The following is a 20239-nucleotide window of genomic DNA, read 5'->3' as shown; positions in this document are numbered from 1 at the left end:
CCCATAAAGTTGGACACTCTATTTAGACTATATTTCTTAAGGCAAGATGTCGGTATTCTACCGGTGTCTTGCCTTTTAGTTTGACCTTTATCCGTTCGTTATTGTAATAGCTGATCCAGCTGATCATTGCTTTGACCAACTCTTCTTGTGTTGTATATTCTTTATTGTGATATAGCTCTACTTTCATTGTGTGGAAAAAACTTTCCATGGGTGCATTATCTAAGCACGTTGCCCTACGAGACATGCTTTGAAAGATCCTATTTTCCTTTAGCTTCTTTCGCCATTGGACACTCTGATATTGGACACCTTGATCGCTATGGAGAGTCATACGATAGTTTAATTTAGGTCTAAGTTTTATCAATGCATCCAACGGTTTTACCACGAAGGCTGTTGTTGGATGCTTACTGATACTATAGCTTACTATTTCATCTGTACATAGATCCTTGATAGGTGAAAGATAGACACGTTCTTCTTGTGTCTTATTTCCATACCTAAATTCACTTACGTCGGTCACCATTTTTTGAAATGGTAAATGTGTATCAAAACGTCGATGTAATAAGTTCTTAGCTTTCTTACCTTGTGGTCCAAGGGCAGAATTATATTTTCGCCTTTGTTTATTATACATATGCGCTGATAGATCATTTTCTCGCATGATGCGACTAACACGCTTATGATTTACTTTTATGCCTTGAGATCGTAATTTCAGTGTTACTGTACGATAACCAAAACACGGGTGCTTTGATTTGACCTCCTTTATAAGCTTTAATAGCTCCTCATCTTTATTTTTTCGCCTGTTTATTCGTTGGGCTTGATAGTAAAATGTACTACGTTTAAGACTAGTGTAATGTAGTATTTCATCCAATGTATATTTAAATTTTTGCCTTAATTCTTGGATGATTTGATATTTTTCTTGCGATGTCCGCGCTTCTGAACCAAGGCATCGAGTTTTTTTAAGTATTCATTTTCAACCCGTAAAGCACGATTCTCAGCTCGTAAACGTTCTAATTCAGATAATTCTGATTTTTCTGCTTGTTTATTATTGTTGGTCGTCATGTGTTTAGCCCGTCCTCTTCTAGTAAATAAGGCATCAACACCTTTAGTATCCAATTTACGTTGCCAAGTCGCGATCGTCCCAGGATTACTTATATCAAACTGAAGTGCTGTTTCCGGATAGGAAGCCTTATGTCTTTTTCTCCAGTTTAAAACGTTGAGCTTAAAATTTCCATCGTAATCGTATTTAGGGCAGCGAACTTTTAACCCATCAATACCATATTTTTGATATCGTTTGACCCACATAAGGATATTTGAGTGATTCTTCACTTTATAAACTTTAGCTACTGTGTTACTTCCATAGCCTCTTAGATACATATTTACAGCCTGCAACTTATCCTCAAAAGAAAATTTAGTCATAGTAAAACCCCCTAAGTTAGATTCCTTTGTCCAACTTAGGGGGTTCACTTCACACCGCTTGAGGACCTTTTTTGATTTGGACAACGGTTCTTTGGGGAACTGCATTTTCAACTGTATCTTCACTGTGATTTAATTTACTTGAAACTTGTACAGTCACTTTTTTACCAGCTATCAAAGTTGGTTGCTTTAAAGTCACTTCAAAGGGTACTGCTTTAGCTAACGTCGTAAAAGTTTCTGGTCTGACTTCAGTGTCTCCCAAAACGTTTCCGCTATCATCAACGACTTTCACAACTTGAGGATTTCTTTCAACATTACTAAAGACTAACTGTCCGTGGACTTTTTTATCGGAAACATAAGTGTCAGACACATTAGGCATTGATACATATGGATTAGTAGAATCTGATTCTTCTTTCAAATTCGGTAAAGTATCGCCATCTGAATCATTAAAACTAAGTACACTGGTTGCTAAAGACTGGTTTTGCATTTTTCCAGTCGAATCTGAATAATAGTGACTAAATAACAGATTATTACCCGTCATGCCATTTTTGAGCATCTCAGCATAGATGTCATTTAGTTTTTTATTCAAACGGTAGACTAGTCGAACCATTACTGGTCGTCCATGAACAAAAAAACCATCATTGAATTCAACAAAATCTTTAAGATTTGAAGGATTCAAAGTTCCTGTCCCATCTAAATTCAAAGGTAGATCAGCAACTTTTTTCATCAATTTTGATCTATAACTTAGCGGTTTATACAAATTATTGAGAAAATTATTTGTGATCGCTTCAAATCCATAAGAACCATCATCTAACCCCATAACTGAAACAGCTTTATCCAACTCGACTGTGTAAGCACCATTTTTCTTCTCTAAATATGGTAATAAAACAGGGTCGATCGCATAATGTAATTGGAATTGCCAGTCATTTTGATACGCCCACATACTACTTTTTTGTGCTTGATAATAGACAACTAAAGCACCATTTTCTCCGACCGTTGGATCATAATTGACGTTTGAATGAGCCCCGATAAATTTACTTCTCAAAGCACTTGTAACTGGAATTTTAACTAACGGATCATTAGGTCCGACTACATAGCCTTCATTGTTAGTTGCCAATAATGCGGTCCGACTTGAGGCATCATAAATATATCCGTTGTAACCAAGTGGTTCATTCGTGATGTCTGGCAATTTAGGATAAATATTTTCAAGCGTGTCTTTTAATGTGATCTTCCCATTTTTAGCCAACAAAGGCTTGCCTGAATCTAATGGAGTCCCACCATAAAGTCCACCTTGGGCATACACAACATTGGATTCCCAAATATTTGAAGGCTGACCATCACTACCAAGAACTCGCTTGAAATAAACAACCTCATTTTCATTACTTGCTGGACTAAGCGATACTGAAGAGACCTTGTCAGCCAAACGAGCATCTAATTGTAGGCGTAACTTATAATCAGATGATACGATCATCGTTCCTGTACTCTGATGCATAGTTGCTGTAAAGGGAATAACATTTCCCTTCATGACCTCTGATGTCAACATAGCTGGATCTACTGTCATCGAATACCATTTACGGTTATAACTCAATTGCGGAGTATATAAACCACTTTTATTTGCAAGTGCCTTAGAAGCATTTGCTTGCCATTGTGGTGATGTTGGTGTTTCATCTGGATCTACAGTCGCACTCGGCACTAAACTTTGTGTATTCTGTTTTTCATCAGAATTTACTTCCTTTGATCGGGAAACCAGATCATTCATTGGCTTAGCGGTCGGCTCTTCACCAACAGCTGTTGTTAAAGCACTAGAACTTCCTACTGTGCTAGTGGCATTATCTACTTTAGCTGGTCCAACCGCAGATTCTGCCTTGTCGGTCGACGCTGTTGTTAAAGCACTAGAACTTCCCACTGTGGTAGTGACATTATCTGCTTTAGCTGGTCCAACTGCAGACTCTGCCTTGTCGGTCGACGCTGTTGTTAAAGCACTAGAACTTCCCACTGTGGTAGTGACATTATCTGCTTTAGCTGGTCCAACTGCAGACTCTGCCTTGTTGGTCGATGTTGTTGTTAAGGCACTAGAACTTCCCACTGTGGCAGTTTGGGTATTACCCTCACTTGGTGTAGTAGCCTTCAAAACAACTTTTGGTTTAGCGGTCTCATTTTCAGTGGCCGTGGTCTCACTTGCTGTATTGGCTGCTTGTGGTCGAGTCGTCTCGTCTGCCATCGCAGTATGTAAACCAGCATACATTGCAAATGTTGAACTGATCAAAACTGAAGCTACACCTACTGTTAATTTCTTGATCGCAAAATGCTGTTGTTTTGCTTCGAGCTTTTGTGCTTGAAGCTGATGATTTTTTTTCGAAAGCATACGCTCACCCTCCATTGATTATTTGAGATCAAGCATCTAATTTAGAGACACTTGATGACTTGTACATACTTTAGCGCTTAAATAAGTAATAATCAATAGATTCAATCATTTTTATTTAATTATATTCAATAAAAACTTATTAATTCATTAAAAAAATTATATAAATAATGTTAATGAAACCCCCTTGTTGCTGGCACTGGGTTCTGTCAAGTCTACAGTTTAAATCGAAAAACAGTTTATGCGGTTTGAAGGCAAAATTTTTCTGCAGTCAGGTCGTTTTTTGATGCATATGCACGTTGCGTGTTGAAATATTCAATAGTTTTCTTGCCAACTGCATACTTTTTAGCTACCTCACTGATACTATTACAGGTCAGTTCATTTAGTATAGCTAATTTTTGTTCTGCACTGTATTTTGATTTCCTAAACATATAAAATACCCTCCAAGTATAAGATGAATTTTCTATTTCATCTGTATACTTGGAGGGCATTATACCCACTTTAATTCACTACAAGGGACCTCTAACCTTATTTATTAATCTTTTGTTCTGATCGTAAAGGTACGTTCGCTCTTTTTCTTTGTAAAGCGTTCCCGCGACTCATTACGCCGTTTCTTTTTATTGTCCCGATAGTTTTTGGAACGATCACGCTTGTTATTGTTTCGGCGACTACCATAGCGTTTATACTTGCCAGTACTGCTATTCTTGCGTCTTGGCAATGGACGTTCAGGTGTGATCTTCACTGGAACTGAACTAGCATCATCTTTAGTCATATTATTGAGTAAAGCTGCGACTAGATCGACTGCATCATATTCTGCCAATAATTCTTTAGCTTGGGTTTCATATTTATCAGTTTGGGTCTTAGCAACTAGTTCTTTGATATCGTCTAAAGCTGAAGAAACTTGACCAACAAAAGCTTCTTCTTCTGTTGGCGGACGCAATGGATCCATTCGCTTCTTGGTCAAGCGCTCGATAACACGTAAATAATCCATTTCATTAGGTGTTACAAAAGTCACCGAAACACCGTGACGTCCAGCACGTCCTGTACGTCCGATCCGATGCACATAACTTTCTGGATCTTGTGGGATATCATAATTATAAACATGTGTAACCCCTGAAATATCTAATCCACGAGCCGCCACATCAGTTGCAACTAAGATATCCAACTTGCCTTCCTTGAAGCGCTTGAGGATACTCATTCGACGTTGTTGTGAAAGGTCACCGTGGATCCCAGCAGCGTTATAACCACGGGCTTCCAACCCCTTAGATAATTCATCGACCCGCCGTTTCGTCCGCCCAAAGACGATCGTTAATTCTGGGGCTTGAACATCTAAAATGCGGGTCATGATATCAAATTTTTCGTAATCACGTGCTTTAACAAAGTATTGGTCGACCAGATCAGTTGTCAATTCTTTAGCTTTGATCTTGACGATCTCTGGTTCGGTCATGAATTTTTCGCCGATCCTTAAGATAGCTTTTGGCATAGTTGCTGAGAATAGCAACGTTTGCCGTTGACCTGGTACGTTAGAAATGATCTTTTCGATATCATCTAAAAAGCCCATATCTAACATTTCATCGGCTTCATCAAGTACTAACAACTTAACTTTGCTCAAATCAACGGTTTTACGGTTGATATGGTCCAATAAGCGCCCTGGGGTACCCACTAAAATTTGTGGTGGATTCTTCAAGAGCTTGATCTGACGACGAATATCAGCACCACCATAGACAACTTGAACACGTGCGCGCTTGTCTTTTCCTAAGCGATAAAGTTCTTCTTGCGTTTGGATCGCCAATTCACGGGTCGGTGAAATGATGATCGCTTGAATAGCATGTTCCTTAGGATCAACATGCTCTAAGATAGGCAAACCAAAAGCGGCTGTTTTACCAGTCCCTGTTTGAGCTTGACCGATCACATCTTTACCCAAAAGAACCAGCGGGATCGTTGCCTCTTGAATTGGAGTAGCTTCTTCAAAGCCACTGCGCTTAACAGCTTTCAACAGATTTTCTGAAAGACCGAGTTCATCAAATTTCAAAAATTATTTCCTCCTAGTTTCGGTGGTCAATGCCACCTGTCTGCACAAAATAACAGACCACTAAACTTCGCCAAAGCCCGCCAGCCCGCAAAGTTCATCTCATACTTATTCATTTTGTACGTATCATAATAGCATATCACTATTATTCACTCTTAGCAATCTTAGTTAGAACTTCTTCTAAATGGATCCCATGACTAGCCTTTAATAAAACGGCATCATCAGGTGTTAATTTAGTCAATAGATCTGTAGCTAACTGTTCTTTTTGCTCTGGTGAATAGCAGTGGATCTGGTCCACATCAAATTTAGCTTGTAAAGCTGTAGCCAAACTTTCCATCAATGGACCACAAAGATAGACCTCACTGATCTTATTTGGATCGATCACCTCAGCTAAACTAGCATGCATTTGACGTTCATTTTCCCCTAATTCCAACATATCTCCCAAAACAGCGATCCGTTTTCCCGCAACTTTGACCTCAGCAAAGGCTTGTAAGACCTCTTTAGCTGCTGTTGGATTAGAATTGTAGACATCACTTAAGATCATAAAATCGTTTGTCCCTGTGCGCCATTCCGTGCGGTTTTTGGTAAGATCGAAGTTTTCTAACGCTTTAGCCATTTGAGCTACATCGATCATGAATTCCTTACCGACACTTAAAGCAGCCAAAGCATTTTTGACATTATAAGCCCCGATCATCGGGATAGTAAAGTTTTCATCGGGCCATAAAGTCACTCTAAAGCTTGATTTTGTAGCGTCACTTACGACATTTATCCCTTGAAGATCATCTTTAGGTTCATTCCCAAACGTGAAGGTCGCTTGTTCGATCTTAGCTGCCCGTTCGACTAAAAGTGGTTCATCACCGTTATAGATCAAGATCCCATCTTCTTTCAAGCCATTAACGATCTCCATCTTAGCGTCAGCGATCTTGTCACGCGTACCGAAAAATTCGATATGGGCTTCCCCGATCATCGTGATCACAGCCACGTCTGGTTGGGCCAACCGACTCAACTCATCGAGCTGCCCAAAGCGATCCATTCCCATTTCGACGACCAAGATCTCAGTATTTGGTTCCATTGATAAGATCGTCATTGGGACCCCGATCTCATTATTAAAATTAGCAAAAGTCTTTTGGACGTTGAATTGAGTACTCAAGACCGCAGCGATCATGTCCTTAGTAGTCGTCTTACCATTGCTCCCCGTTACAGCTACGACTTTGGGATTTATTTTTTGCAAATAATAACGCCCCAATGCTTGTAAAGCGACCAACGTATCCTCGACCACCAAAGCTGGGATAGCAGTTGGTGTCTCAGGATGATCAGCTTGCCATAAGACTGCACTGGCTCCATTATCTAACGCTGCTTGTACATAGCGGTGCCCGTCTTGTTCGCCGATAAGTGGCACAAATAAAGCCCCCGGTTCTAGCTGGCGGCTATCAAAACTAACGCTAGTAATGGTGATATCTTCCCAAGTTTCCTTTGCTTCTATCTCTAAAGCACGAGCAATTTCGGATAATTGCATCTTCATGCGGATGTTCTTCCTTTCTGTCGACCTAATAATGATCAACATAACTTTTTTGTCAGTTCCTATCCATTGTATCACAAACAATAATGAGCTACAAAAAAGGCACTGCTTACACAGTACCCTCCACTATTACATTTTTTGCAAACGTGCGATCCGTTCTTCGATCGGGGGATGGGTATCAAATAAATGTGCCCAGGTTTTACCCTTGAATGGATCGGCAATATACATCGAAGCGCTACTTGCATCAGCTGCTTGCATCGGTTCACTATTTGAGATCTTAGCTAAGGCATTGATCAAGCCCAATGGATTTCGGGTCAATTCAACCGCCGAAGCATCAGCCAAATATTCTCGATTACGTGAAAGCGCCATTTGAGCCATTGAAGCTGCTAATGGGCCCAAAACGATGGCTAATAAAGCCAAGACCAACATAATGATCTCAAAGATCCCATTACCGCCTTCACGATCATCGCGGCGTCTAGCTCCACCCCAAAAAAGTGAATGTGAGCCAAAATTAGCCAATATTGAAACAACTGCAGCTAAGGCCAAGGCTGTTGTTTGCAATTTGATATCATAGTTACGAATATGTGAGACTTCATGTGCCATCACACCCTCGATCTCTTCTCGATTCAATCGTGCCAACAACCCTGTCGTAGCCGCTACGGCAGCATGATTTGGATCACTACCTGTGGCAAAAGCATTTGGACTTGGATCATCGATGATAAAGACCCGTGGCATTGGGACCTTACCAACTAAAGCCATGTCTTCTACAATATGCCACAATTCTGGCGCTTGACTTGGATCAGTGATCTCATGTGCATTATTCATATTCATGACCACATCAGTTGACTGGCCTAACATGACAAACATGTAGACAAAGCCCAAGACGATCGCAAAAACTACACCCATCGTCGCACTCCCAGCAAAAGTATAACCGATCGCTGCTCCGATCATACCTACCAATAATAAGAAACCGAGTACTACCAAAACGGTTTTTCGTTTATTTGAGGCGATCTGTTGATATAACATTGTACATCCCTCTAATCAAATGAAACTTTTGGCACTTCCTTTTGTTCTTCTGGAACAGAAAGATAGTCGACTTTCGTAAAATGATGGATCTTAGCGATCAAATTAGATGGGAAAGTCAATAACTTTTGGTTGAACGCAGCTGCCGAAGAGTTGAACAATTGGCGTGAATAAGCGATCTTATTTTCAGTATTTGTCAATTCTTCCATCAATTTAGTAAATTCTTGATTTGCTTTTAGATCTGGATAGCTCTCAGATAATGCAAAAATAGAACGTAAAGTATCTGATAATTGATTAGATACTTCCATCTTAGCTTGGTGATCACCATCTGGGAGCGCAACTAATTGATTCCGCAACTTAACAACTTCAGCTAAAGTTTCTTTTTCATGCTTAGCATATCCCTTTGTTGTCTCGACCAAATTAGGGATCAAGTCATTACGCCGTTTCAATTGAACATCGATCTGACTCCAAGATTCTTCTGTATAAACTTTTGCCTTTTGCAAGCCGTTATAAAGTGTGATATAGACAACAGCTAACAATAAGACGATCACGACTAAAACGATCAAAGCCATAAAATCTCCTCCTTAAATCTCTTTACAAAAAAAGCCAAGGGTGAAACCAATCACTCTCGGCTAGCGCAGTATTCATCACTGAATAGAACAGCCACACTCCACAATGTAGACCATTCAAGCACGCTACATCCGGTAGCTAAATGTGCCCTGCTATCGACACTGACCACTAGTCGCCGCAACGAAACAACAAAATGTTGCCTGGTCTATCTCGACTCATCGCATACTGTGATTTTACCTTATATCAAGGAGCAATTCAAGTTAAGAGTTTGTTAAGATAACAGTTCCTTATCCATCCGATGATGTGCGATCCCCGCATCCATAAAGCCTTCTCCGACTACTTGATAACCTAATTTTTTATAGAAAGTTTGCGCCTGGTCCTGGGCCCCTAATGTCAAAGTATTTATCTTATGCTCACGTGCGCTCGCTTCGATACTAGTCAACAACTCCCTAGCTAAGCCTTGACCACGATGAGCTTTTTTTACAGCGACACGTTGAACATGCCAAACACCTGGCGCTTCTTCAAAAACTCGTGCCGTAGCGACAGGTATCTCAGCTAAATAACCTGTAAAATATAACGGTCCTTTTTCACCTACGATTTCAAGTTCTAAACTCACACCTTGCTCCATGACGAATACTTCTTTTCTAAGGGCTAATGCATCTTTATAGACTGAACTTTCAAGTGAATTACTGCTCCTGATCTCCATATTATCCACTCCATCTGTAATTTTGCCTTATTTTAGCTAAATTTATCCTATTATTCAAGTAGTTGCTTTTGCTTGAACTAATTTAAAATAGAACTATAATGTAGTTGTGAAATGATTTCACCGCTTTGTGGAACATTTTACGGAAAGAGGCGAAGGATTATGGCTAAGAAACTAAGTAAAGAAGAACGCAAGGCTATGGCACGTAAAGCAATGGAAGCTCGTGCTAAACAACCTAAGCCAGCTGCTGGCTCAGGCTTTGCAAAACTTGATTCTGATGCTGAACACCTACGCGGCTAATTACCGTTAGATATTCACAGCGCTAGCACCTGGTTTAGCAGGTGCTATTTTTTATGAAATTTTTTTGAGTTTTATATTCCTGTAAAATTCCTTTTTTTACCACTCATTTTATCCCAAAATTAAATCATTATTCATTTTTTTGGAAAAATTTCAGATTTTTCTAGCTCCCACTGTTAAGCTCAAGAAAGCGGTTGTTAAAGTATTTTACAACTTGCATGTTTTTTACGTATATGCTAAGGTTTTTATATCGCTTTTCTGCGTAAATGCTTAAAAAACAGAAAGGAAGATCATATGACAGTCGAAATCGACGTAAGAAATGTCAGCAAAATATTTGGGCGTCAAGTTGAGAAAGCTGAAAAATTAGCTGCCCAAGGTTTAAGTAAAGAAGAAATTTTAAAGAAAACAGGAGCTACGGTCGGGGTCGACCGTGTCTCTTTCCAAATTGAAAAAGGTGAGATCTTTGTGATCATGGGACTCTCTGGGAGTGGTAAATCAACTGTTTTACGGATGTTAAACCAGTTGATCCCAACTACCTCAGGCCAGATCATCGTTGATGGTCAAGATCTCACTAAATTGACCAAAAAAGAACTGCTTGATTTTAGACGTAATAAAATGAGTATGGTCTTTCAAGACTTTGCTCTTTTCCCACACTATACAGTTCTTGAAAATGTTGCTTATGGACTTGAAATCAAAAATGTATCTAAAGAAGAGCGACTAAAAAAAGCACAGCATGCCCTTGAATTAGTCGGTCTTAAGGGCTATGGCGAACAGTATCCTGACCAATTATCAGGTGGGATGCAACAACGTGTCGGCCTTGCTCGGGCACTTGCTAGTGATGCCCAAGTCTTATTGATGGACGAATCTTTCTCGGCCCTTGATCCTTTGAACCGTAAGGAAATGCAAGATGAGCTTTTACGGATCCAAGCCGAGTTAAATAAAACCATCATCTTTATCAGTCATGATCTGAATGAAGCCTTAAAACTAGGCAATCATATCATGATCATGCGTAACGCTAAACTCGTTCAAGTCGGTACCCCAGAAGAGATCTTGACTTCACCTGCCGATGATTATGTTGAAAAATTTATTGAAGATGTTGACCGCAGTCGGATCTTAACCGCTGAAAATGTGATGATCAGCCCCGCAATGGTCAACATCCAAAAAGCTGGTCCACGCACAGCTCTTCGCGAAATGCGCGAAAATCACACTTCTTCGATCTATCTCGTCGATAGTAAATACCGTTTCAAAGGTATCGCTTCTGCACAAGATGTTTCTCAATGCCTTAAAGAGGGCAAAACTGACCTTTATGATGTCGTTCAGACCGATGTCCCAACAACTACACTTGACACAGTCTTGACTGATCTTTTAGCCGATATTTCAACAACTACGATCCCATTTGCTGTTTTAGATGAGCACCAGCGCCTTCGCGGTATCATCATTCGTGGCGCTGTCTTGGCTGCACTTTCAGGAAACGAGGTTGATGCTTAATGTTTAATATTCCAAAATTACCACTTGAAGATTGGGTCAACTCAGGAGTTGACTACTTAGCCAAATTTACTGGATTTTTTGATGCGATCTCAAACTTTATTTCGATGATCGCAAATGCTTTCCAATGGTTCTTTGACCTTTTCCCCGTTTGGCTCTTTATCCTATTACTATTACTAGTAACTTATTACTTACGCCGTGGCCAAAAGAAATGGGGCTTACTAAGTCTTGAATTAGTTGGTCTACTATTTATTTGGAACATGGGATACTGGCGTGATATGACACAAACTTTGACTTTAGTTTTAACTTCATGTGTGATCGTCTATTTCTTTGGGATCCCACTTGGAATTTGGATGGCTAAAAATAAAACAGTCAAAGCGATCGTCCAACCGATCTTAGACTTTATGCAGACAATGCCTGCTTTTGTCTACTTGATCCCTGCAGTTGCTTTCTTTGGGATCGGGACTGTTCCTGGGGTCATTGCCTCAGTTATCTTTGCGATGCCACCGACAGTTCGGATGACTGATCTAGGTATTCGCCAAGTTCCAGCCGATTTGATCGAGGCCGCTGATTCTTACGGTTCAACTGCTTGGCAAAAATTATTCAAACTACAATTGCCTTTAGCCAAAAATACGATCATGTCTGGGGTAACTCAATCCTTGATGTTATCCCTATCAATGGTCGTGATCGCCTCAATGATCGGGGCTTTAGGCTTAGGGACCAAAGTATACTTTGCTGTTGGGCGTAATAATGCCGGGGCTGGTTTTACTGCTGGGTTAGCGATCGTTATCTTAGCGATCATCTTAGATCGTTTGAGCCAATCTCTCCAAAATAAGCAAGGAGATCTAAAATGAAATATTTGAAAAAACTACTATTACCTATACTTTTACTTGGTTTTACCCTGAGTGGCTGTAGTAGCTCGACGCAAGCTAAATATGATGCCACTAAAGCCCTCGGTCCCCAAGTAAACTATACGATCACCGGGATCGATGCTGGGGCCGGGGTGATGGGTAACACTCAGACCGCTTTAGAAAAATATGGACTAACGCAAAAAAACTGGCAGTTGCAAACAAGTTCAACAGCTGCCATGACTAGTGTTTTAGACAAAGCGCTCAAAAACAAGCAACCGATCGTGATCACTGGTTGGGTCCCACACTGGATGTTTACCAAGTATGACCTAAAATTTTTAGATGATCCTAAAAAAGTTTATGGTGAAAGCGAAGGGATCCACACGATCGCTCGCTTGGGTCTTAAAAAAGATCAACCTGGTTTTTATCAATTTTTAGAAAACTTCAACTGGACTTCAGATCAATTAGCCCAAGTCATGTTGCAAATAAATGACGGGGGCGATCCCGCAAAAGCAGCTAAAAACTATCTCAAAAAGCATCCCGAGCAATTAAACACTTGGCTCAAAAACGTCCCTGAAGGTAAAGGTAAAACTGTGACCGTAGCCTATGTTGCCTGGGACTCTGAGATCGCAAGTGCTAATGTTGCTAAGGCTGCCTTAGAAAGCCGTGGCTATAAAGTCAACATTCGCTCAATGGATGCTCAACCGATGTGGACTGCTGTAGCTACAGGTGCTGCTGATGCTTCTTTAAGCGCTTGGCTTCCTGTGACCCATGATGCCTATGCCAAGCATTTTAAGGGTAAATACGTTGATGTCAGAACTAACTTGGATGGTGCTAAAACTGGTTTAGCCGTTCCAACTTACATGACAAATATCAACTCTATCTCTGATCTAAAGAATAAATAACAAAGAGCCCAGCCATGATGTCTTGTATCCTGTGGGCTCTTTAGTGTTTATTGGCAACATGTTCCAGATGTGTATTTTAATGATCCTAGTGTTTTGAAAGACAAAATATAGCCTTGCAACTCAGCCCCTTACTATCAAAATAACGCCTAGTGGCTATGCTCATCACTAGACGTTATCAATTATTTCTTTTTAACCTTGGGCTGCGATCTCATCAGCAAATTGGCTGTTATACAGATCTGCGTAGAACCCACCTTTAGCCATCAACGCTTGATGATCACCAGTTTCAACGATCGAACCGTGATCCATCACGATGATGTTATCGGCATCTTTGATCGTGGATAAGCGGTGTGCAACTACAAAGCTCGTACGTGCTTGTAGCAGACGTTCCATTGCTTGTTGGATCAACACTTCAGTCCGGGTATCGACCGAACTTGTAGCCTCATCTAAGATCAAGATCTCAGGATCAGCCAAAAAGGCACGGGCGATCGTGATCAATTGCCTTTGTCCTTGAGAAATATTGGATGCTTCTTCATTTAAGACTGTATCATAGCCATCAGGGAGCTGGCGCACAAAGGCATCAACGTGCGCTGCCTTGGCTGCTCGAATAACATCTTCTTTAGTAGCATTCTCACGCCCATACTTGATGTTATCATAGATCGTCCCAGTAAAGAGCCACGTATCTTGGAGCACCATCGAAAAATGTCCCCGTAGATCTTCTCGGGTAAATTTTCGTGTATCTTTTCCATCCAAACGGATCGCACCAGCATTGATATCATAAAACCGCTCAAGTAAATTGATCAAAGTCGTTTTCCCCGCCCCAGTCGGACCAACGATCGCGATCTTTTGTCCAGGCATGGCCTTGAAGCTAAAATCATCCATCAAGATCTTATCGTCGGTATAACCAAACTTAACATGATCAAATTCAAGCTTAGCATCAGTTTGGATATCTGGCTTTGTTTCAGTAGCGGGATGCATCTCAGGTTCATCCAAAACTTCAAAGATCCGTTCAGCCGAAACGATCGTCGCTTGGATCGTATTGGCTAAGTTAGCTAATTGCGTGATCGGTTGGGTGAATTGGTTGACGTATTGTAAGAAAGCTTGCACGTTACCTAATGTGATCGTGCCATTTGAGACCTGGATCCCCCCAACAACGGCAACTAGCACATAACCGATATTTTTAACAAGGTTCATCAGTGGCATGATCAGCCCTGAAATAAATTGTGCTTTCCATGAAGCCTTGTAGTAGCGTTCATTTTCCGCTTCAAATTCAGCGATCATATCATCAGCCTTGTTAAAAGTCTTAACGACTGTATGGCCCGCATAATCTTCTTCGACAAAGTTATTCAACTGTCCCAAACTCTTTTGTTGAGCGGCAAAATGTTTTTGTGAACGTGGGGCAACGACTGCGACAGTAACTAATCCCAGTGGGATCGTGATACAAGCGATCAAGGTCAATTTCCAACTGATCGAAAGCATCATGATCAACACAGCGATAAAAGTCACCGAACTAGTCACTAATTGTGTCAAACTCTGTTGGAGCGTCCCCCCGATATTATCCATATCATTGACCGCCCGTGACATGATATCCCCATTAGAGTGGGTATCATAGTATGAGATCGGGAGACGTTGCATTTTTTCTTTAAGATCTTTACGTAAACGGTAAACGATCTTTTGAGAAATATTGGCCATGATCAGCTGTTGGGCAAAACTCAAAACAGCTGCGAGCGCATAAAAGCTCCCGACGATCAATAGTATGTGTTTGATCGCATCAAGATCGATCGGCAAATGTGTCAAATGTTGTCCAGCTTTCATCTGCTTATAGCCCAATAAAACACCATTGAAGATCTCTGTTGTAGCTTGACCTAAGATCTTTGGCGTAACTGTTTGGAAAATGACCGAACTGATCGCAAAGATGATCACTAAAAGTAAGCCCCACTTCCATGGACTCATATACTTGATCAATCTAAAAGTCGTCTTCCAAAAATTTTTAGCTTTCCGATTCAGCGGATCTTTTGTCCCATGTCCGTGCACTAGTGCTCATCTCCCTTCTTTAATTGTGACTCAACGATCTCTTGGTATGTTTCGTTATTTTCTACTAGCTCATCATGTGTTCCTTGACCGACGACTTTACCTTCATCCAAAACAATGATCTCATCGGCAGCAGTAACTGTTGATACACGTTGAGCAACGATCACTAATACACTCTTTTGGATCTCAGGATCGTTTTTCAAGCCTTCACGTAGTTTAGCATCAGTCTTAAAATCCAGTGCTGAAAAAGAATCATCAAACACATAGACTGCGGCCTTTTTCATCAAAGCCCGGGCGATCGCTAACCGTTGCTTTTGACCACCAGAGAAGTTATCGCCTCCCTGTTCTACTTGAGCATCTAAACCATCTGGTAGTTCGGAAACGAATTCTTTTGCTTGAGCTAATTCTAAAGCATGCCACAGCTCTTCATCTGTCGCTGTTTCATTTCCAAACTGCAAATTACTTCGGATCGTCCCTTTAAAGAGCACAGCTTTTTGCTGTACAAATGATACATGCTCATGCAGATCACTTTGAGCCACCTGCGCGATCGGAGTTTCATTTAAAATGATCTGTCCAGCAGTTGGATCGTATAAGCGTGGGATCAAGTTGACCAAGGTCGATTTCCCTGAACCAGTCCCCCCGATCACCGCTAACATCTGACCTGCTTTGGCCGAAAATGAGACGTTCTTTAAAGCAAGATTTTCTGCATTTTCATACCGAAAGCTGACATTATCAAAGACCAAGTGACTTTGTTTATTTTGATCGATCACTTGATCACCCGTTGTTTCAACGATCGAAAGTGGCATCTCCAAAACTTCATTGATCCGTGCAGCCGCGGCTTGACCACGTGGGATAAAAACAAAGACCATCGACAACATCATAAAACTAAATAAGATCATGCTGGCATAGGTCATAAATGAAACTAAATTACCAACACCCATTTCTTGGTCACCGATCAATTTAGCCCCAAACCAAACGATCCCCATGTTCGTTCCACTTAAGATCAAAGTCATGATCGGAAACATCAAGGAGACGATACTAAAAACTTTGATCCCCGTGCTTGTATAGTCTTTATTAGCATCAGCAAAACGTTTTTGTTCAAAATCATCCCGTCGGAAAGCTCGGATGACCCGCACCCCGGTCAAACCTTCTCTAAAAGTCAAGTTGATCCGATCGATCTTTTTTTGCAGCCCTTTGAATAAAGGAACAGCAAAATACATAATGACCGCGATCGCCACTAACAATAGTGGGATCGAAACTAAAAAGACACCTGTCAAACGTTTTTCACTTTGATACGCCATAAAACTAGCACCGATCAACATCAAAGGTGCCATCAACATCATTCTAAGCAACATGATCAACACATTTTGGATCTGCAAAATATCATTGGTCGTCCGGGTGATCAAAGATGAGGTCCCAAATTGATCGATCTCACGCCCACTAAACTGTAGTACCTTGCGAAAAACGGCTTCACGCAACTTAGCCCCAGTTTTTTGCGCCTGAGTCGAAGCAAAATAGACATTACCCACAGCTGCTACTAAACCAACTGCAGCTATCAATAACATTTGCAGACCGATCTTCCAAATATAAGCCGTATCTCCCTTAGCGACCCCATTATTGATCATATCTGAGGTCAAAGCTGGTAAATTCAGATCACAGATGACTTGAATAAATAAAAAGAATACCGCTGCCAAAACTGCCCCTTTTGATAGGCGCTTTTTGACTAACTTAAACATACGATTTTCACTTCCTCTAGATTAAATTTGTATAGTTATCTTACAGCCCTCGCTCCGCAATGTCAACTTTCTTTACAAATATAATCATTTTTATAACAAACATTAAGAAAAATAGTTAAAAAGAGGCCGTGACATAAGGAAAGACATCTTCAAATTCTGAACGTTGGAATTTTGAAGATGTCTTTCTTTAGCGATAGTTTTTATTAATATAGATACTACTTATGTCACAGTTTCTTCTAAGCTGCAAAAGCGCGTTGAAATTCCACTAATGTAGCCGGATCTTGCCAAATATCAAAATATATCTGTTCAAAGACCCCCTTAAATTCCGTCCGCTTTAAACACGAGCAAAAACTTTGCGCGACCAGCTTAGGATCATTTCCCGAAGCACCACACCCAAAAGCACCTAAAATAAGAACGGTCGCTTGAGCTTGTTTAAAAGCGCGAAGTGTTTGCAAGATCTTAGTCTGCATACTCAATTGAAGTTGCTTTTGATCTGGCTTTTTTCCTGACAATTTAGTTATCTGCTGAATATTTGGGAGACTGATCGCAGCCACATCGGCATAACGTGCCTGTGACAAGGTCTTATCTTGCTTGGCATCTCGCAAAAATTTAACATGTTCAACATAGATCAAGGCTTCTGAATAAAAGCCCTTCTTTGGATCTAGTTTATTTCTATAATAAAAGTTACGCCGATACTTACACAACTCAGGATATAAAAAGCTATTCCGACACAATAACTGTTCTTGACTATCAGTTTTCAATAACCGACTTCCGATCGAAATTGGATCAGCAAAGTCCATCACACCAACTTTTCTAGTTGCATTTATCTGTTGTAAGCGTGACAACAGATGCTTATTTTCAACTAAGATCTGCGTAATAAATTTATTTTGCGTACTCGTTTCTGGTAGCAGTTGTGTGATCAACTGTGAGTTTTGATCTAAACTTGCCATCTGGATCTGATAGAGATTCATCACTTTATGCCTAAGCGCATCGCTTGTTGCTCTATCCATCTCATCCACCTCTTTTTTACCGTTATTTAGACCAAATCGAATATGACATTTCGTATTTTGTCTCTAGACTTTGTAAATTGACTTTGGGAGCCTGATGAGTTGTATTGAACAAGGCGATCCCCTTAGTCAAATTGAGAGGCAAGGTGACCAACCTGATCTGATCGACTAAGTCACTACAGACAACTTGGTCGATCAGATCGCCTCCGCCAAAAAGCCATATATTTTTGCCTTCATTGGCCTGCAAGCGTGTGATCAAAGAACTCACCTCGCCTGAAAAGCAACGCATATTAGCTCCCAGTCCTGCTAAGGGAGTATGCGAAAAAACGATCACTTCTTTTTGTGTCATATTCAATAAACTATGATAGTAACACTTGTAGGTATTTTTTCCCACCAAAACGGTATCAAAATCCGGGGGAACTCGCCAATCTACCACCCCTGCAGGTAAGTGATCTCGATAAAAGCGCTCTAAAGCTAAAACACTTCCTTTTTCATCTGCAATATAGCCATCTAGACTAACGAGCACTGAGACAATTAATTTTCGCGTCATCTTTTTTGTTGTATCCTTTACGTTTAATTACGATCCCTAGACACCCCAACCAAACAAAGGCGGGTAACACTAAAAATACGACCGTGGCTTTAGCTGGAACATAGGAGAGCTCTAAGCGATTATGTCCCCGCTTTTGTCTTAATTTTAACGCGCCGATCCGGGTATGTCCAAGTTGAGCATCCGTCAACACCTTTCCGTTGAGCACAACTTTTGTGTTCTTATAGCCGATCGCAGGTACGATGATCTCTTTAGCTTCTGCTGCATCCCACTGATAGACCAAGGCATCCGTAGTCGCTGCTTTAGTAAATTTTTGTTCTTGCATGAGCACTTGTTTGCGATAATGCCGGTAACCATGGATCTCATCTTGAGCGGTCAACTTTGTGTAAAGTGGTAAATAATCCGGCGTAGATTTTTGAACATAGCGCAAACCTAACGCCAGATCTGTGCTAAAAAACGCCTGCTTGATCTTTTGGATATCATCGGTAAAATAGATCGTATTTTTTTGATACATAAATTCTTCAGGTTCATCCCACACCGCTAGATCCTGTTCAAGGGCTTGGATAGTTTGAACAAAAGAACAGGTAACTAATAAGATCAACGCACCGATCATCATCCGACCATCTAGCTTTAGCTCAGTCGCAAACAACCCGATCGACATGAGCAAAAGTACCGTATAGGGAACAAAGAAACGAAATGGAAACTGCAAGACATTGACAAATTCAAAGGTCTGACTCAGCCATTTCCAAGGTAATAACCGTGACGATAAGATCAAAAAAAACATCGCCTCTAACGACACGATCTTATTTAAAGTTGAGATCTTTTTCCAAAATAGGAGCAACAAAATGATTTGAAGCCCACCCAAGATAACGATCCCAAACGGTGAAAGCCAATTTGATAAACGATAAGCATTCAAAGAAACTGCTGTCCCATACATATTTTTATTGATAAATGGTTGTAACACAGTATTTCCAAAATAGACCTCGACTAAACCAGCCCAAATATTAGCTGTCAACAAGAAAAATAGCCCAACTGCTAAGGCCATATGCTGTAACATTTTAATGCGTTCAGGTGTTTTAACGAAAGCATAGATAAAAGCAGGTAGGTAAGCCATGACGACAAATAAACTTGTCAAAAAGTGGATCTGAAACATCAAAGCCGTACACAAAGCCAATTCTAAGACATTGACTTGCTTTTCGATAATAAATGTTACTAATGGCAACAAACATAGCGGTAATAAGGCAGCCGCCCAACCTGAAAATGCTTGTGATAGCGTCCAGTACTGGATCGCATATGTTGTTAAGTAAAAAAGCGCTAAGCCTAAACTATAACTCACCCTGAGTTTGCACTTACGCAAAAGAGCGTACATCGACCCGCCCGCTAATAGATAAACAGCAATATCGGAGAGAATTTGGTAGTTGAACCAAGTTTTGCCCACCAACAACAAAGCCCCATTAAAATAAGCAGCCACTGGGCCATAAAGAGCGTTGATGATCCGCCCCGACTGCTGAAAGCCATACATTGTAATGAAGTAATGGAAATTGCCCTCTTTTAACTGCATTGCCGCTTCATAAAAGCGATTATAGTGGAAGATCGAATCCGACCCCAAAAGCATTTTATGGGCCAACACTTGTGGTAAGACTAAGATGAGCGCACCGATCACAATAACTAACGCGGGAAATAACTTTGAACGCATTAATTTAGACATCTTCACTTGAAGAACCTCTTTCAATAAAATGATAAAAATATCTCTATTTTTTAACTAATTTATTT

Annotated in this window: 18 protein-coding genes; 4 read left to right on the top strand and 14 right to left on the bottom strand. The window is 40.6% G+C overall.

All coding sequences use genetic code 11. The features are described 5' to 3' along the window. Nucleotides 1–22: 22 nt before the first annotated feature. The 9 genes from CPS94_RS00435 to CPS94_RS00395 form a co-directional block, all read right to left on the bottom strand. Nucleotides 23–898, bottom strand: a complete 876-nt coding sequence (locus CPS94_RS00435; RefSeq protein WP_331250499.1) for an IS3 family transposase — start codon at nt 896–898, stop codon at nt 23–25. Continuing rightward, nucleotides 883–1410, bottom strand: a complete 528-nt coding sequence (locus tag CPS94_RS00430; RefSeq protein ID WP_112194688.1) for a helix-turn-helix domain-containing protein — start codon at nt 1408–1410, stop codon at nt 883–885. Before CPS94_RS00430 ends, CPS94_RS00435 begins: the two co-directional genes overlap by 16 nt. 49 nt (nt 1411–1459) lie before the next feature. Beyond that, nucleotides 1460–3772: a YSIRK-type signal peptide-containing protein gene (locus CPS94_RS00425; protein ID WP_162626385.1), complete on the bottom strand. Its 2313-nt coding sequence runs from the start codon at nt 3770–3772 to the stop codon at nt 1460–1462. Nucleotides 3773–4008: 236 nt separating this feature from the next. After that, nucleotides 4009–4200, bottom strand: a complete 192-nt coding sequence (locus tag CPS94_RS00420; RefSeq protein WP_191981815.1) for a hypothetical protein — start codon at nt 4198–4200, stop codon at nt 4009–4011. A 104-nt stretch (nt 4201–4304) separates the two neighbouring features. After that, complete coding sequence (locus tag CPS94_RS00415) at nt 4305–5801, bottom strand: DEAD/DEAH box helicase (RefSeq protein WP_112195866.1); 1497 nt, start codon at nt 5799–5801, stop codon at nt 4305–4307. 142 nt (nt 5802–5943) lie between these two features. Beyond that, nucleotides 5944–7320 (bottom strand): UDP-N-acetylmuramoyl-tripeptide--D-alanyl-D-alanine ligase, encoded by a 1377-nt coding sequence (locus tag CPS94_RS00410; RefSeq protein ID WP_112195868.1) that lies wholly within the window; start codon nt 7318–7320, stop codon nt 5944–5946. Between the two features lie 126 nt (nt 7321–7446). Beyond that, a complete protein-coding gene (htpX, locus tag CPS94_RS00405; RefSeq protein ID WP_004051136.1) occupies nt 7447–8343 on the bottom strand; it encodes a zinc metalloprotease HtpX in 897 nt (298 codons plus the stop codon). An 11-nt stretch (nt 8344–8354) separates the two neighbouring features. Beyond that, nucleotides 8355–8912, bottom strand: a complete 558-nt coding sequence (locus CPS94_RS00400) for a LemA family protein (RefSeq protein WP_112195871.1) — start codon at nt 8910–8912, stop codon at nt 8355–8357. A gap of 269 nt (nt 8913–9181) precedes the next feature. Next, nucleotides 9182–9616, bottom strand: a complete 435-nt coding sequence (locus CPS94_RS00395) for a GNAT family N-acetyltransferase (RefSeq protein WP_004051143.1) — start codon at nt 9614–9616, stop codon at nt 9182–9184. Nucleotides 9617–9775: 159 nt separating this feature from the next. On the opposite strand from CPS94_RS00395, the gene CPS94_RS11405 reads away from it, so the two are divergent. The 4 genes from CPS94_RS11405 (at nt 9776) to CPS94_RS00380 (ending at nt 13148) form a co-directional block, all read left to right on the top strand. After that, on the top strand, nt 9776–9913 hold the full coding sequence (locus CPS94_RS11405) for a hypothetical protein (RefSeq protein WP_004051144.1): 138 nt from the start codon (nt 9776–9778) through the stop codon (nt 9911–9913). 291 nt (nt 9914–10204) lie between these two features. Then, nucleotides 10205–11398: a quaternary amine ABC transporter ATP-binding protein gene (locus CPS94_RS00390; RefSeq protein ID WP_004051145.1), complete on the top strand. Its 1194-nt coding sequence runs from the start codon at nt 10205–10207 to the stop codon at nt 11396–11398. Then, nucleotides 11398–12249: an ABC transporter permease gene (locus CPS94_RS00385; RefSeq protein WP_004051146.1), complete on the top strand. Its 852-nt coding sequence runs from the start codon at nt 11398–11400 to the stop codon at nt 12247–12249. The genes CPS94_RS00390 and CPS94_RS00385 overlap by 1 nt, the downstream gene beginning before the upstream one ends. Further along, complete coding sequence (locus CPS94_RS00380; RefSeq protein WP_004051147.1) at nt 12246–13148, top strand: glycine betaine ABC transporter substrate-binding protein; 903 nt, start codon at nt 12246–12248, stop codon at nt 13146–13148. The genes CPS94_RS00385 and CPS94_RS00380 overlap by 4 nt, the downstream gene beginning before the upstream one ends. Nucleotides 13149–13337: 189 nt before the next feature. On the opposite strand, the gene CPS94_RS00375 is transcribed toward CPS94_RS00380, so the two are convergent. From CPS94_RS00375 to CPS94_RS00355, 5 genes are all read right to left on the bottom strand, one after another. Further along, a complete protein-coding gene (locus CPS94_RS00375) occupies nt 13338–15179 on the bottom strand; it encodes an ABC transporter ATP-binding protein (protein ID WP_004051150.1) in 1842 nt (613 codons plus the stop codon). Then, nucleotides 15179–16912, bottom strand: a complete 1734-nt coding sequence (locus CPS94_RS00370; RefSeq protein WP_004051152.1) for an ABC transporter ATP-binding protein — start codon at nt 16910–16912, stop codon at nt 15179–15181. Before CPS94_RS00370 ends, CPS94_RS00375 begins: the two co-directional genes overlap by 1 nt. Before the next feature lie 236 nt (nt 16913–17148). Continuing rightward, nucleotides 17149–17922, bottom strand: a complete 774-nt coding sequence (locus CPS94_RS00365; RefSeq protein WP_004051159.1) for a TIGR02452 family protein — start codon at nt 17920–17922, stop codon at nt 17149–17151. Nucleotides 17923–17944: 22 nt separating this feature from the next. Next, a complete protein-coding gene (locus CPS94_RS00360) occupies nt 17945–18469 on the bottom strand; it encodes a dihydrofolate reductase family protein (RefSeq protein ID WP_004051161.1) in 525 nt (174 codons plus the stop codon). Continuing rightward, nucleotides 18435–20174, bottom strand: a complete 1740-nt coding sequence (locus tag CPS94_RS00355; RefSeq protein WP_191992468.1) for a hypothetical protein — start codon at nt 20172–20174, stop codon at nt 18435–18437. The genes CPS94_RS00360 and CPS94_RS00355 overlap by 35 nt, the downstream gene beginning before the upstream one ends. Nucleotides 20175–20239: the final 65 nt, after the last annotated feature.

It is taken from the genome of Ligilactobacillus murinus (assembly GCF_003288115.1).
Lineage (GTDB): Bacteria > Bacillota > Bacilli > Lactobacillales > Lactobacillaceae > Ligilactobacillus > Ligilactobacillus murinus.
The sequence above is the reverse complement of the archived record's forward strand: the minus strand, read 5'-3'. Positions and strand labels throughout refer to the sequence as shown.